Origin of the sequence: Dyella sp. RRB7 (assembly GCF_022761115.1) — a bacterium.
Classification (GTDB): Bacteria; Pseudomonadota; Gammaproteobacteria; order Xanthomonadales; family Rhodanobacteraceae; genus Dyella.
Map to the genome: position 1 here is coordinate 72,573 of NZ_JAKWJS010000001.1, position 12,985 is coordinate 85,557.

The 12,985-nt window shown below is 60.1% G+C and carries 17 protein-coding genes; 6 read left to right on the plus strand and 11 right to left on the minus strand.

Annotated features, from left to right (window positions below; translation table 11 throughout):
* Positions 1-38: 38 nt before the first annotated feature.
* Positions 39-605: an N-acetylmuramoyl-L-alanine amidase gene (locus MJ606_RS00300; protein ID WP_243047358.1), complete on the plus strand. Its 567-nt coding sequence runs from the start codon at positions 39-41 to the stop codon at positions 603-605.
* Here the strand turns inward: MJ606_RS00300 and MJ606_RS00305 are convergent.
* Entirely contained in the window at positions 586-837 is a 252-nt protein-coding gene (locus tag MJ606_RS00305) for a helix-hairpin-helix domain-containing protein (protein ID WP_243047359.1), read from the minus strand. The genes MJ606_RS00300 and MJ606_RS00305 overlap by 20 nt on opposite strands.
* A gap of 131 nt (positions 838-968) precedes the next feature.
* Between MJ606_RS00305 and tesB the strand changes: the two genes are divergently transcribed.
* The 4 genes from tesB (at position 969) to MJ606_RS00325 (ending at position 3,560) form a co-directional block, all read left to right on the plus strand.
* Positions 969-1,832 (plus strand): acyl-CoA thioesterase II, encoded by an 864-nt coding sequence (gene tesB, locus MJ606_RS00310; RefSeq protein WP_243047360.1) that lies wholly within the window; start codon positions 969-971, stop codon positions 1,830-1,832.
* A gap of 125 nt (positions 1,833-1,957) precedes the next feature.
* The gene (locus MJ606_RS00315; protein ID WP_243047361.1) at positions 1,958-2,350 is read left to right on the plus strand and encodes a DUF2007 domain-containing protein; all 393 of its coding nucleotides are present in this window, start codon (positions 1,958-1,960) and stop codon (positions 2,348-2,350) included.
* 103 nt (positions 2,351-2,453) lie between these two features.
* Positions 2,454-3,164 carry an arginyltransferase gene (locus MJ606_RS00320; protein WP_243047363.1) on the plus strand — a complete coding sequence of 237 codons (711 nt, stop codon included), beginning with the start codon at positions 2,454-2,456 and terminating at the stop codon, positions 3,162-3,164.
* Between the two features lie 237 nt (positions 3,165-3,401).
* On the plus strand, positions 3,402-3,560 hold the full coding sequence (locus tag MJ606_RS00325; protein WP_243047365.1) for a hypothetical protein: 159 nt from the start codon (positions 3,402-3,404) through the stop codon (positions 3,558-3,560).
* A 2-nt stretch (positions 3,561-3,562) separates the two neighbouring features.
* Here the strand turns inward: MJ606_RS00325 and MJ606_RS00330 are convergent, their stop codons facing one another.
* From MJ606_RS00330 to MJ606_RS00355, 6 genes are all read right to left on the minus strand, one after another.
* Positions 3,563-3,751, minus strand: a complete 189-nt coding sequence (locus tag MJ606_RS00330; protein ID WP_243047366.1) for a hypothetical protein — start codon at positions 3,749-3,751, stop codon at positions 3,563-3,565.
* A 31-nt stretch (positions 3,752-3,782) separates the two neighbouring features.
* A complete protein-coding gene (locus MJ606_RS00335) occupies positions 3,783-4,184 on the minus strand; it encodes a hypothetical protein (RefSeq protein ID WP_243047367.1) in 402 nt (133 codons plus the stop codon).
* Positions 4,185-4,202: 18 nt separating this feature from the next.
* Positions 4,203-4,634, minus strand: a complete 432-nt coding sequence (locus MJ606_RS00340; RefSeq protein ID WP_243047368.1) for an NlpC/P60 family protein — start codon at positions 4,632-4,634, stop codon at positions 4,203-4,205.
* A 30-nt stretch (positions 4,635-4,664) separates the two neighbouring features.
* Entirely contained in the window at positions 4,665-5,234 is a 570-nt protein-coding gene (locus MJ606_RS00345; protein WP_243047370.1) for a hypothetical protein, read from the minus strand.
* A 608-nt stretch (positions 5,235-5,842) separates the two neighbouring features.
* Entirely contained in the window at positions 5,843-6,883 is a 1,041-nt protein-coding gene (xerC, locus tag MJ606_RS00350; protein ID WP_243047371.1) for a site-specific tyrosine recombinase XerC, read from the minus strand.
* A gap of 1 nt (position 6,884) precedes the next feature.
* Positions 6,885-7,538 (minus strand): hypothetical protein, encoded by a 654-nt coding sequence (locus tag MJ606_RS00355; RefSeq protein WP_243047372.1) that lies wholly within the window; start codon positions 7,536-7,538, stop codon positions 6,885-6,887.
* A gap of 323 nt (positions 7,539-7,861) precedes the next feature.
* On the opposite strand from MJ606_RS00355, the gene MJ606_RS00360 reads away from it, so the two are divergent.
* Complete coding sequence (locus MJ606_RS00360) at positions 7,862-8,101, plus strand: hypothetical protein (RefSeq protein WP_243047374.1); 240 nt, start codon at positions 7,862-7,864, stop codon at positions 8,099-8,101.
* Positions 8,102-9,110: 1,009 nt separating this feature from the next.
* On the opposite strand, the gene MJ606_RS00365 is transcribed toward MJ606_RS00360, so the two are convergent.
* From MJ606_RS00365 to MJ606_RS18360, 4 genes are all read right to left on the minus strand, one after another.
* On the minus strand, positions 9,111-9,260 hold the full coding sequence (locus MJ606_RS00365) for a hypothetical protein (protein WP_243047375.1): 150 nt from the start codon (positions 9,258-9,260) through the stop codon (positions 9,111-9,113).
* A gap of 500 nt (positions 9,261-9,760) precedes the next feature.
* Positions 9,761-10,108, minus strand: coding sequence for a hypothetical protein (locus MJ606_RS00370; RefSeq protein ID WP_243047376.1), 348 nt, complete (start codon positions 10,106-10,108; stop codon positions 9,761-9,763).
* Between the two features lie 11 nt (positions 10,109-10,119).
* The gene (locus MJ606_RS00375) at positions 10,120-10,599 is read right to left on the minus strand and encodes a hypothetical protein (RefSeq protein WP_243047377.1); all 480 of its coding nucleotides are present in this window, start codon (positions 10,597-10,599) and stop codon (positions 10,120-10,122) included.
* 323 nt (positions 10,600-10,922) lie between these two features.
* On the minus strand, positions 10,923-12,920 hold the full coding sequence (locus tag MJ606_RS18360) for an RHS repeat-associated core domain-containing protein (protein WP_243047378.1): 1,998 nt from the start codon (positions 12,918-12,920) through the stop codon (positions 10,923-10,925).
* Positions 12,921-12,985: the final 65 nt, after the last annotated feature.

The following is a 12,985-nucleotide window of genomic DNA, read 5'->3' on the forward strand; positions in this document are numbered from 1 at the left end:
CCGTTCCACGGGGCCGTGGCCCATGCGAGACTGCCCCGATGCCGATCACCATCCACGACCAGCCCCTGCCCTACGTTGCCCTGCTGCCCGAGCGCCCGGCCAGCGCCGTGGAGATGGTCGTCATCCATTGCACCGAGCTGCCCGACCTGGCGACCGCCCGTGAATACGGGGAGCGCGTGCTGTACGAGAGCGGTACCGGCGCCAGCGGCCATTACTACATCGACCGCGACGGGGCGATTTACCGCTATGTGCCCGGCACTCGGGTGGCCAACCATGTGCGCGGGCATAACGCCAACACCATCGGCATCGAACTGGTGAACCTGGGCCGCTACCCGGACTGGTACGACTCCCGGCGGCAGACCATGACCGAGCCGTACACGGCCGAACAGATCGCCGCCCTTCGGGCCCTGCTGGCCCAGCTGCGCCAGGACTATCCCAAGCTGCACCTGATTGCCGGCCACGAGGACCTGGATACCGCCCGCGTGCCGGCCAGCGACGACCCGGCCAAAGCGGTGCCGCGCAAGCTCGATCCGGGCCCGCTGTTTCCCTGGGCCGAAGTGCTGCAGGGAAGCGGGCTGGAGCGGGTCACCGCCCCAGGCCGCTAACGGCGGCCCGCCCGGCCATGTGGACCATGGCCGTCACGGCGGCGCGCGCCTGCGGGCTGTTGCGCCAGCATGAGGCGCCCAGCATCGCGCTGATCTGCAACAGCAGGTCATCGGGCTCGGTGTCGGCCAGTTGAGCCAGGGAATGGATGCCGATTTGCTCCAACCGAGCGACCACCGTGGGACCGGCGCCCTTAAGCGCCAGCAACCGCTCCGACGACGTGAAACCATCCATGTGCCCGTTCTCCCAGTGACGACCGTGGATGGATGACGGGACGGCGACTGGCTGTCTGTAGGCACCGGGAAACCAAGTCACCCACCGACAGTCGCTATAATCGCCGGCCATTGCCATGCCGAGCCCCATCCATGACGGAAAACCACGTCCGCGAGCTGGTCGACCTGCTCGAACTCGAACGTCTGGAAGACAACCTGTTCCGTGGCCAGAGCCGCGACATCGGCACCCAGTTCGTGTTTGGCGGGCAAGTGCTGGGTCAGGCCCTGTCGGCGGCCCAGCGCACCGTTGACCCGCTGCGCGAAGCCCATTCGCTGCACGCCTACTTCCTGCGCGCGGGCGACATCAACGCACCGATCGTGTACAGCGTCGAGCGCACGCGCGACGGCGGTACCTTCTCGTCCCGCCGGGTGGTAGCCATCCAGCACGGCCAGCCGATCCTGAACGGCTCGATCTCGTTCCAGGTGCCGGAGACGGGCTTCGAGCACCAGTCGTCGATGCCGGAGGTGCCGATGCCCGAGGACATCGAGCCGATGCACCCGCTTCCGCCCGAGGAACTGGCCAAGCTGCCGGAGAAGCTGCAGCGCTGGCTGGGCGTGGATGCCCCGTTCGAATTCCGCCACGTGTGGCCGCAGAACAAGCTGCACCCGACCAAGCGCCCGCCGTTCCAGCACATCTGGTTCCGGCTGACCGCGCCGGTGGGCGACTCGCCGGCCTTGCATCGCGCCCTGCTGGCCTACGCCTCGGACTTCAATCTGATCGGCACCGCCACCCTGCCGCACGGCATTTCCTACTACACGCACAATGTGCAGATGGCCAGCCTGGACCACGCGCTGTGGTTCCACCGCCCGTTCCGCGCGGACGAATGGCTGCTGTACTCGTTCGACAGCCCCACCGCCCAGGGCGCCCGGGGCCTGGCCCGGGGCCAGATCTTCACCCGCGATGGCCGCCTGGTGGCCTCGACCGCGCAGGAAGGGTTGATCCGCCTGCGCAGCTGAGCGATTGGGCACCGTAGTAAAATCACCCTCCGCGCCATGGGGCGGCGACCGTGCCGCCCCGGCAGGTCCCGTCGGGCCAGGACACCCCCTCCGTCCCGCCCCGGCGACGAACACAGGCATTCCCCATGCGTCAGCTCTACACCTCACCCCGGCAGGAAAACATTGATCGCGTGGCCGCCCTGCTGGGTGAGAAAGGCATCGAATGCACCATCATGAACCGCTCCAGCTGGAACAAGCCCAGCTATCAGCGCTTCAGCTATTCCCAGCGCCAGGAAGACCGTGACAGCTGGCCCCAGGTCTGGGTCAACAAGGCCGACGACTACACCGAGGCCCGCGCCGTGCTGAAGGAATTGGGCATCGAACCGGTGGTGCGCCACGGCGAGGAACTGGCCCTGGCCCGCAATCCCACGCCGGAACTACGCCGCAAGAGCATCGCCACCCGCTTCCGCCGCATCGTCATGCTGGCCGTGGCGGGCGCCATCCTGGTGCTGATGCTGCGTTACCTGGGCATCATCTAACCGGCCCCCAGGCTGAACTGACGGCCTTCGCCGGATGATCTGACGCTACACATAGGCTTTTTCCTACTCACACGTCGACGCAATGCGGACATAGAATCGGCCCATGCGCTCCGATCGTGTCCGCCTCTTCCAAACCCTGCCGCACACCTGCGGCTATTTTGCCGAGCGCACGGCACAGAACCTGGTGATCGACCCGGCGGCCCCGCAGCTGGACCAGCTGTACGGCCCCGCCCTGGAACGCGGCTTCCGCCGCGCCGGCGGTCACCTGTATTACCCCTATTGCACCAACTGCCGGGCCTGCACACCCTGCCGCATCGACGTGGCGAACTTCGTCCCCGATCGTTCCCAGCGCCGCTGCCTCAAGCGCAACGCCGACCTGCAGGTGGTCGAATCGATGGCCGGCTACAACGCCGAGCGGCATGCACTGTACGAGCGCTACCTGCGCCAGCGACATCCCGGTGGCGGCATGGACGAAGCGGATGCCAGCGATTTTCGACGCTTCCTGACCGCCCCCTGGAGCCCCACCCTGTTCCTGGAATTCCGCGAAGGCTCGCGCCTGCTCGGCGTGGCAGTGACGGACATTTGCCTACAAGGCCTATCGGCCGTCTACACCTTCTACGACCCGGAAGAGACCTCCCGCAGCCTCGGCACCTACGCCATCCTGCAGCAGGTCGCCCTGGCCCAACGCCGCGGCCTGCCCTGGATCTACCTGGGCTTCTGGATCGCCGGCCATCCCAAGATGGACTACAAGCGACGCTTCCGTCCGCTGCAGATCCGCACCAGTGAGGGGTGGGTGGAGATGCAGGGGGATTAGGCGCGCGGCGCCGAACGGGGTCCGCGTGGTCAGCGCCTGGATGCGAGCCTCCCCTTGCCTAGTCTTCGCCACAATCCTGCTCCAGCACATGGATAGGATTTCGCGGACGCGAAACATTTCGGCGATGTAGCTCACCAATCGTTCGCCTAGCACGTGACCTCGGTAGCGCCCACCGCTCAGCTGCCTACCGATGTCACGTGCTCGTGATGCTCGTCCGACGTAGCCGGATTCGAAGGATTGGAGGTAGCGGATCACATCGTCGGCGCCGCCTTCGGCGATCAAGAGATCGCGCAGCTAAGTCAGGCCTATATCGATGCCCAGGACGAAGAAGAGGCGCCGTCGCGGCACAATGAGGTGGCGATCCAGGCCGTGCTGGCTAAGCCGGTCTCGCCGTAATGCTAGAGGGGCTTTTGACGCCGCTGCGCCAAGGCTGCACGAAGGGCGTCGATCGATAGACCTGAAGCAGGAGCTGCTTTCAGCTGCCGATAAACCAACACCACTTCTCCGCGCAGCCACTGATCCAGAGCCTGCTCACGTCCATGCGAGAGGAGCGTGAGCGGTTTGTCGGAGCGATCCGATTCACTCATGATCGTTCCCCAGGGTCGACTCTACTGAAGATCACAAATCACGATCTTTGGTTACATGCCAAGCAAAACAACTGGCAAGTTGCGCTGGTATCCCCGGAGCATTCTGTACTGCCCAAGACCGAATGCTCTCTTCCTCATCACGTGCCGCCCCGCCACTCCACATGGTGACGTAGTGAGAGGTCAAGGGATCATGTGCGTAGAACAGGAACACCTCATCCGACTGATGCGTATCGACATAAATGATGCTCCAGTCCCCAAACTTAAAAGACTGAAGCACATCGACGCTGGGCATTCCGAGCTGCTTGGCAATTGCGGACGATAGAGCTTCTTTTCGTTCAACAGTGAGACTACGGCTCACGCTCGTGCAAGGAGGCTCAGACGCACACACCGGGAGTGCAGCGAATATCAGCATGGCAAAGATAAATTGACGCATTTTTGATCGCCTCGGAATTTACGGGCCGTTGTAGCGATACCAAACAGGAGTTCCGTACCAAGCACTATTTGCTGGGCCGAACGCCGGACCGTTGGTGTGGGAGGCACTCCATACATCCTTGCCCACCCCGGTGTCGCCACCGTAAATGACAACATGCCCAGGATAAACACCAACGTCGCCAACCTCCAACAGCGCACCCGCAGGAACTGGCTCAAACGGTGATTGCTTAAATTGCTGCGATTGTTTTCTGCCAAGCGGAATGCCTGCTTGATCGAAAATGGACGATACGGAGCCAGAACAATCTGCGCCCTTCTTCGATGAGCCACCGAAGACATAGGGCACATTTGAATTGGACCAATCCTTTGCTGCCGCCGCGACAGCAGCCTGCTGGTCAGGCGTAAGAGCCCACAACCCAAGCGGATCGACGTAGCTCAGCGGATTCCCACCCACATAGGCATAAACGTGCGACGCGATCGATAGTCACGGATGCGACTCTTTCCATAAGTCGTAGCTTGGCGCTACTAGCCCGTCCCAGGCATTCAGCTCATTGATCGCAATCGTTTGCGCAGTGATATCCTTGCGAAGGCGCACTTGTTTGCACTCACCCTGCCATCCGAGCGGACTTTTAAGATCAATTGAGACGTCAATTGTTACGGCCACCCTCTTTTCCGAAATGTCGGTAACCTCGACTTTTCCTCCCTTAGCTGCTCCGTAACAGCCGTGCTTTCCAGGAAAGGAGCTTGGGCCAGAGCTAAAGAAAACTAGAACCTCATCGCTGGGTATGTCGGTGACGTGACCTGACGTGGGCTTCGAAGGGAAGTACACGGTGACTTTTTCAAACGCATCATCGTCTGTTTGTTTCGGCGGCCAATAGCGCCTTTCAGCAACTACAAATCCCTGTCCAGGCCCAAGCCGATGGCAGGCAAACTGCGCCTCCTTAGCCGTAACTTTCTGGCAGCCAGAAATATCGATCGCTACCTTATCAACTGCAAAGTTGGCCTCCTGTGCCCACGAAATGGGAACCCAGCAAAGGATGACGAATGAGATCAACTTAGTTACCACAGTCACAATTTGCGCTCCCCGATTTGATGTTATCTGCCTGCGCGTTAGACCGTCTGTTTGCATCTTGGTACACAGCCTGATGTGCTGCGCCGATACCACTGAAGGGGCCCCTGGTTTTGTGCAGTGCCTCATGAACTATTGTGTCGTACAGGTCGACCAACTGATCTCCAGACAACGGCTGCAAGTAGTAGCTCGACAAATACATCTTGCCGTTAAGTGCGTTGTACTCACCGACATCCATGATCTGGTTACCGAACGAATCGGTGTGCGTAGCCATGTCCTGGACTATTGGAGCTGCCTTAGGGAATTTCAGGTCTGTCTCCGTTTTCTTTGCTAGAGCAAGCATGCAATTGATATCCGCTTGTGTAAGGCCCCACATGTCAAAAAGTGATAGCGGGTTGCTGCTTACATAGGCATAAACAGTTGCCCCCGACGCGAGTTCGTCGTACCGAGGCCGGTTTTCCCTAGGCGTGATGCGGGTTGGCAAGCCGCTGACGAAGACACCCTCTCCCTGTTTCGTGCATTTTTCCCTAGACGCGAGTTTCAGCCGCGCGCGACGCGCGCGCAAGCGGCAGCGCGGTGCGCTGTGGCACGGTTCAGAGGGTGTCGTCGTCCGCCTGCTCGGTGCGGGTCAGCCGGGCCGGATGCGTGGCCGCGTGGATCTTCTGCAGCTTCTCGATGGAGACGTGCGTGTAGATCTCGGTGGTGGCCAGGTTGGCGTGGCCGAGCAGCGCCTGGATGTAGCGGATGTCCGCCCCATTCTCCAGCATGTGCGTGGCGCAGGCGTGCCTAAACAGGTGCGTGGCACCGGGCTTGTCGATGCCGGCGAAGGCCATGTAGCGCTTCACCTTGTCAGCCAGGTATTCGGGCGTGATCGGCTCGCCGTAGTCGGTGATAAACAGCGCGTTGGTGTCGGCGGCTAAGAGCGACGGCCGTGCCTCGATCAGGTACTTGGCCAGCCACGCCACGGCCCGCTCACCCAGCGGCACCACGCGATCCTTGCGGCCCTTGCCCTCGCGTACGAAGAGCAATCGGCGGGTCAGATCGGCATCGTAGAGGGCCAGCGACGGCACCTCCATGCGGCGCAGCCCGGTGGAGTACAGCAGTTCCAGCATCGCCCGATCACGCAGGCCCTGCGCACTGGTCGGTTCCGCTTCGCGCAGGATCGCCTCGATGTCGTCCACCGAGAGCAGGATGCGTGGCAGGCGCTTGGGCTGCTTGGGCAACACCAGCTCGGAGGCCGGGTTGCAGAGGATGTGGTGCTCGCGGACCAGCCACTTAAAAAACGTCTTCAGCGGCGCCAGGTAGCCGTGCTGGCTGCCCAGCGTCATCGGCTCGCCGCTGGGTTTACGGTAGTAAAAAAGGGCCTTCTGGTAGCGCTCCAGGATCGGCTGGGTAATCGCGCGCGGATCGTCCAGGTGTCGCTCGTCGCACCACGCGATGAAGCGTCGCAGCGCGATGCGGCGCGCCCGTGCTGTGTCGGCGCTGTAGCCGTGCGTGAGCATCCATTCGAGGTGCGCGTGCATGTACCTCGTCAGCGGGTGCGCGGCCAGCGGATCGACGTGCACCACGGCCGGCTTCGGCGGCTTCACCGCCGTGGGTTTGCGATGCTTGATGCGTTGACCCTTGCGCGGCATGTCAGGCGATACGTGAGGCTGCGACGTACGACGGCGATGCCACCGCGACGCTCAGGGTGTGCGTTTGGCGCGGCGTGTGCGGGGCATTTCCGGCAAGCGTTGCCACGCCTGCGCTGTGGGCGGTTTCTACCGTGTGCGAGGTGGCCGCATGGCTACCGCGAGCGGGCCGCGATGACCCCGCGTTCTCACTCTCGCTACCCCGCGAGATGGCCATCGTAGCCACGTCGATCAGCCCGGAGAGGTACGGCGCAGCGCTGCCGTCGCCGTCGTACAGCAGTTCGTAGACGAAGCTCTGGCCACGGCTGCCGCGATGCACGAGCAGGTATTCCATCGCCACGAGGCGATCCAGGTGTACGCGCAGCTGCGTGTCGCCCCACGCGGTAGCCTCGCGCACCTCGCGCCGGCTGAAGCGCACGTCGCTGCGTGCCACGGCTTGCGTGGCCATGCACTCGGCCACCATCGCGCACAGCGCACGCAACAGGTTGCGTGTCTGTGGCGGCAGCTCGTCCAGGCTGCGGCCCAGCATGTCGTGGGCGAGCGCATTGGCCTGTGCGATGTCGGCCAGCGTCACCTCGATGTATTCGATCTCACGGCCGCGATGCGTCGTGCGGCGGATCGGCCGCTGGTAGCTGCCAAAGGCCAAGCAGCGTTTCATCACCGAAGTGCTCGATTCGATGCTGGCTCAGGCCAACCGCTAAGCGGCTAAAAAAGAACGATCGGCACAATCGCCGGTCGCATAGCACCCACCTCACGGGCCGCGTCAGCGGCCTGGGAGGTGGGTGTTTTTATTTCTAAAGACCAGGCTTGGTATAACAAACCCATACCCTGTCCAAAGACGTTGATCTGGCTTTTGCAGTAAGCGGCAATGATCGGAAGCAACGTCCGCGAACATGCCCGAGCAAATGCCAGTAGCAAGCGGTGCGACACGGGGCCGGCAAGCTGTCGAAGCAAGCTCACCCAACGACACGGAGAACGACCATGCGCAATGACGTCGACATCAACTACGGGGTGGATTTCGAGCGCGCCAAGGAACGCCTGAGCTACATCGCCGGCAAGTGGTTCCGGCAATACCGCGAAGCCAAGAAGAACAACAGCAGCGAGGAAGAGATCGCGTGGCTACGTCAGGCTTATATCGATGCCCAGCACGACGAAGAGACGCTGTCGCTGCACGACGAGGCAGCGATCCAAGCCGTGCTGGCCAAGCCGCTGGAACGGTAGCGCTAGAGCGGCTTTTGACGCCGCTGTGCCAAGGCCGCACGAAGGGCGTCGATCGATAGGCCTGAAGCAGGAGCTGCTTTCAGCTGCCGATAGGCCGGCAACACTTCCTCGCGCAGCCACTCCTCCAGAGCCAGCTCACGCCCCTTCGGAGGCGTGAGCTGCTCGGTAGGGCGATCCACGTCATGCATGAGGTGCGCGCTATTATCGAGAGCGTCAGTCACGTGTCATGCGAACCAATCGCAGACCTTCACTTGTTCGCTCGAACTCGACATGAAAGTGTCGGTCATCTGTCGAACTCTTGACGTGCACATTCAGCTGAAAAGCCTCGTAGTCGCCGGAGAACCGATATGAAAAGCCCTTCAATTCCGGACTGACCTCACTTCCGGAAGTAATGGAATATTGCTTGTTTGCCAAAACGAGTGACTTTGCTTCGGACCAAGTGTCTGACCTCGTGAAGAAGATGAATCCTCCAACCCAAGCACAGAGCAAAACAACCACAATTACAGCGCACAAAATAGCCAAGCGCTTCGTATTGAACGAGCTAGCCACGTAACTCACCTCTTGAGGTATCCAAACGTGATCTCGCCACCCACGGCCACCTGCCCACTAAAGCCTTTTGCTGCTTCAAGGGTTCCCTGGGGGCTGATTCCTCCAAACAATTCTGAGTCTTGCTCTATCCCCGGGGTGAACGTGCGCCCAACATTTCCATTAATGCCTGCGCCCACCGGCCCAGCATTTAGGCTCCCTGTAGCAAACAGATCAACGCCAATGCGCGCATGAGAACAGTCACCTGGCTTCGAGCCGGGTCGCGCGCCAGCAGGGTTATAAAGAGTCGCACTTGCTCCTGCACCGAAGCCGAAACTCAACGTTACAAAGAAGCCTCCGTCATTTGGATCCCGGCCAAAAGTCACCCCTCCACCAACACCAAGGTAAAGGCTGCCGCCGGCGGACCAGAGACCCAGCGGGTCGGTGTAGTTCAGCGAATTCCCACCCACATAGGCATATATGTCTATGTGTAGAGAAGACCCATCAACGCAATAAATAAAATGGCCCCAGCAATCGTACTAGCAATCGCTACGCTGCCCGTCACGAAGTAGCCGATCAACCAGATGAGGGCGACGATGATCCAGGGAATTAAACTTTTGACGACTGGCTTCATGGTCACGGGCACTCACAATTGCTGTTAGATGCGATTTGATCGCTTCCTACCGTCGCGGTGGCCGCTGCCGCAGCAGCCGCCGAATTGAGTGCTGCATTAGTACGGCCGGCGGCTGCCGCGGCCTCTGCAGCGTCGCCACCGTAACGTGCTAGCACCTGATTCACAGAATACATCCTGAAATTCGGAAAAAACCCAAGCCTGAATGTCGTTTTTAAAGCGTTCCGGGCCCCAACAGCTGCCGCAGCTTCTCCAAGTCCTGTTTCGGTTGTTGCCGCAGCGACACTCGGGATGGCGGCGGCTGCCCCTGCGTATAAGAGGCGCCCAATGCCTAAGACGGCCAGATCGGGATAGCTATTCTCGAGAGCCTCATCTGTTCTAGGAATTTGCCCAGGCTTCAGAGGGCATGTCTTTAATCCCAGCAGATCAACGTTGCTCAGAGGGTTGCCACCCACATAGGCATAAGAACTCCGCTCAGCAAATCCGCGAGATCGCGCTCGGCCTCACCGGCTGTCTATCTGAAGCTTGACGACGGTCGGATGGGCAATCATTTGGTCATCCGCGAGAGACTTCTTTATAAGAACAGTTGCTCGCCCGGCCGCGCGCTCCCCGCGAATACTGACCATGTACTCTTCGCGATTAAACTCCCCTGATGGGTCGCGGTACTTGGTGATCTTGTTGATGTCCGCACGTTCAACGTGACCCACGCTCTTTGTTACGGAATCGTCGTTCTCGACGGTCGCGATGACTTCGCGTGCGGTGGGGTTAGTGCCCTGGAATATGCGTGCTCCCAGGCCCGCGAGCACGCTCACAACAATGGCCCAAAAGATATATTTCGATAACTTCGTCATAGGTCGATTCGTCACCAGTTCGAGTAGCTACCAGCTTCTGCGCTCAATGAGACACCGTAGCGAAAGCCAAAACCAGAAGTCGTAGGCGTGTTGTCGACACCAATAGGCGTTAGCGAAAGAGAGCTGTAGCCACCGGTACCCCAGTCCATAACATCCGACTTTGGAGATGGATCAAAAACATTCTCACCGGCGTTCACGTACGACGCTCCGGTCGACAATGGGCCGAAACCCAATCCAGCACTGGCATTGAAGGTGGTCCGGGCGATCAGCCCCGACCCGCATTCCTTCGCATGCGGCGAAGGCGAGCCATTTGGATCCCAAGACAAGCCGGCGCCAATTCCCACGCCGATCTGGCCTGTGATTTCGAGCGTGCCGTTCGCCCAAGACACATTCACTCCACCCCCGGCACCCAAATACGCCTGCACGCTAAACGCCCACAGTCCCAGCGGGTCGGTACGGCTCAGCGGGTTGCCCCCCACATAGGCATACATTCACGCTCTATTTGCAATCCAGACCAACCCTCCAACACCAAGAGCGAATGCTATCGACAAGGCAAATCCCAATGCGCCCATGAAGAGGAGTCGTCGTGAATGCCGCCCCTCAGGACTTAGTAGAGCGGGAGAAAAAAGCGCATTGAGCGGATTCCAAAGCGTTCGTGCAGAGAACGCGTCCCTTGAGTCGGAGAACTGGAATCCCATGCGAATCAAGAAAAATGCTGTCCAAAGAAAGCAAATGATCCCCACGACACAGGCGACGACAAAAGCGACCACAAGCAAATGATTTACTATTGATAATGTCATATCGAGATACCCAATCAATTTCCATGCATCCAGCTCATGATGTTGCTCAAGCCAAATGTCGCAGTATTAGTCGTAGTTAAAGCAGCTCCCACTGGCAGCCCCAAACCTACTCCTAGTGATCCGCTGCCAGTCAATTTGTGACAGCCATCAGTTGTTGTAGAAACGCTAGCACTGCCTGTAATGGGACCACCTGAGCCTTGAACGTCGAGGGTCTGTCCAGCAATGTTCTTGGAAGACCCAGGAACGTAGCCCGCTGAAACGCCAGCACCAACATTCACACCAACGCCCGCCCCTGCGGCCCCGTATACCCCGATGTCAAATCCCTCGCCCCAGCTGACGTAGATGCCACCAGATAGCGTGAATCCACCAACAACAATAGCGCTTACGTTGCCGCCAAGCATGAGATTAGCCAGCCCATAAGGATCGACGCCGCTCAGCGGGTTCCCACCCACATAGGCATAAGTATTAATGCCTCCCACTAACCCAACCGGGTCACTCTGCACATATCGCCCCAGATTCGGGCTGTAGTCGCGAAAGCCATTGTTCCACAACCCTGACTCCGCATCGTAGTACTGCCCCGGGAAGCCCAGATTCAGCGGCACCGAGTTCGTCACTGTCACGATGCGATCGAAAGCAAAATTCCTGGCGCGCCAGACGATAGCCTTGTTTGCATCAGTCATCGCTTCCGGTCGCCCCACTTGATCATCGTGAACCGCCAGCAGTTGCCCGCTATTGATGCGCCCGATCAAGCGCCCATTGAGCCATATGTAGTCGGTCCAGCCACTGCCCTGGCTTTCGGCCAGAAGTGGACCGGCAGCATCTGGAGCGAAGTAGGTTGACGCGCCACCAACCGTCTTGCGCAGGCGCTGCCCTTCCGCATTGATGTAATACGTGGCACCACCGGCGGCGCTCATCCGGTTGAAGGCATCATAGGTAAAGGTAAGCACGCCGGAGACCGTGGTCAGGTTACCTCGGGCGTCGTAGCCGTAGCTAGCATTGCTGGCGCCGGACAGATTCACGATCTGGTTGCTCGTCGGGCTTGGCGCCACGGTGACCGTACCACCATTCAACACTTGGCGCGTGCGGTTACCGTTGGCGTCGTATTGGAAGGACTGGTTATCCGCCACCGCATAGACTGACGTCAATCGCGACATGGCGTCGTAGCCGAAATTCTGAGTCATCGCACCATCGATGCCGTTGGTGATGCCATTGATGCGATCAGCCACATCGTAAGACAACCCTAGGCTCTGCACGCCCTGCACCGCGACACCAGTCAAACGACCATCGGTGTCGTAGCCCAAGGCATTGACCAAGCCATTGCTGGATGTCCATTGCACCATAGCCAGATCGTTGGGTCGGTAATTGATGCCGGTTGCAGCATAAGAAGTCGTGTTGCCAATCTTCACCTGCACCGCAGACACCACACCGTTGGTATAGGCATATAGCGCCTGGTTGCCATCGGGATAGATCACGGCGGTAACCTGTCCCAACGGGCTATAACCGTAGCCCAGCGCATAGGATGCACCACCGATGGAGAAGCCGCGCCCGGCCAGCCATCCTTCTCGTGTATAGCTATAGGACGTGGTGCCAGAGGCATCGGCCACGGAGCACAACCGGCCTACGCCGTAGGTACAGGTGTCATAAGTGAATGTCTGGCTGGCACTGCCCGCACTAATCCTCGTCGTACGGCCCACGGCGTCATAACCATAGGTGACCAGGATGCCGCCGGCTCGTGTCATGCCGGTGGCATGGCCGGAGGCGTCGTAACCATACGTGGTGGTACCGGTATCCGGGCTAACCTGTTGCCACTTCTGCCCCAACCCATCATAGGCGTAGGACGTGACCAGTCCGCGCGGATCGATCACTGTACTGACATGGTCGCCACGGTCGTAACTGTACTTCGTAACCGCCTGACTGAATGCGTGGGAAGAATGCCCTGCCAGCAGACCTCCCGCAAGGATCGTTGCGAGTTTCATGCCCAGGGGTTTGACACGGCAAACGGCGAGGTCCACGCGGGACTCCTCCCTGCGATTCCCAAGTTTCAACGCATCAAGATGCAAGCCTTTCGGAGGGCACT

Coding starts and splice junctions, on each gene's coding strand:
- MJ606_RS00375 (WP_243047377.1), bottom strand. CDS start 10,599: ATGTATGCCTATGTGGGGGGCAACCCGCTGAGCCGTACCGACCCGCTG.
- MJ606_RS00370 (WP_243047376.1), bottom strand. CDS start 10,108: ATGACGAAGTTATCGAAATATATCTTTTGGGCCATTGTTGTGAGCGTG.
- MJ606_RS00300 (WP_243047358.1), top strand. CDS start 39: ATGCCGATCACCATCCACGACCAGCCCCTGCCCTACGTTGCCCTGCTG.
- MJ606_RS00365 (WP_243047375.1), bottom strand. CDS start 9,260: ATGAAGCCAGTCGTCAAAAGTTTAATTCCCTGGATCATCGTCGCCCTC.
- MJ606_RS00355 (WP_243047372.1), bottom strand. CDS start 7,538: ATGAAACGCTGCTTGGCCTTTGGCAGCTACCAGCGGCCGATCCGCCGC.
- MJ606_RS00305 (WP_243047359.1), bottom strand. CDS start 837: ATGGATGGTTTCACGTCGTCGGAGCGGTTGCTGGCGCTTAAGGGCGCC.
- MJ606_RS00360 (WP_243047374.1), top strand. CDS start 7,862: ATGCGCAATGACGTCGACATCAACTACGGGGTGGATTTCGAGCGCGCC.
- tesB (WP_243047360.1), top strand. CDS start 969: ATGACGGAAAACCACGTCCGCGAGCTGGTCGACCTGCTCGAACTCGAA.
- MJ606_RS00315 (WP_243047361.1), top strand. CDS start 1,958: ATGCGTCAGCTCTACACCTCACCCCGGCAGGAAAACATTGATCGCGTG.
- MJ606_RS00320 (WP_243047363.1), top strand. CDS start 2,454: ATGCGCTCCGATCGTGTCCGCCTCTTCCAAACCCTGCCGCACACCTGC.
- MJ606_RS00330 (WP_243047366.1), bottom strand. CDS start 3,751: ATGAGTGAATCGGATCGCTCCGACAAACCGCTCACGCTCCTCTCGCAT.
- MJ606_RS00335 (WP_243047367.1), bottom strand. CDS start 4,184: ATGCGTCAATTTATCTTTGCCATGCTGATATTCGCTGCACTCCCGGTG.
- xerC (WP_243047371.1), bottom strand. CDS start 6,883: ATGCCGCGCAAGGGTCAACGCATCAAGCATCGCAAACCCACGGCGGTG.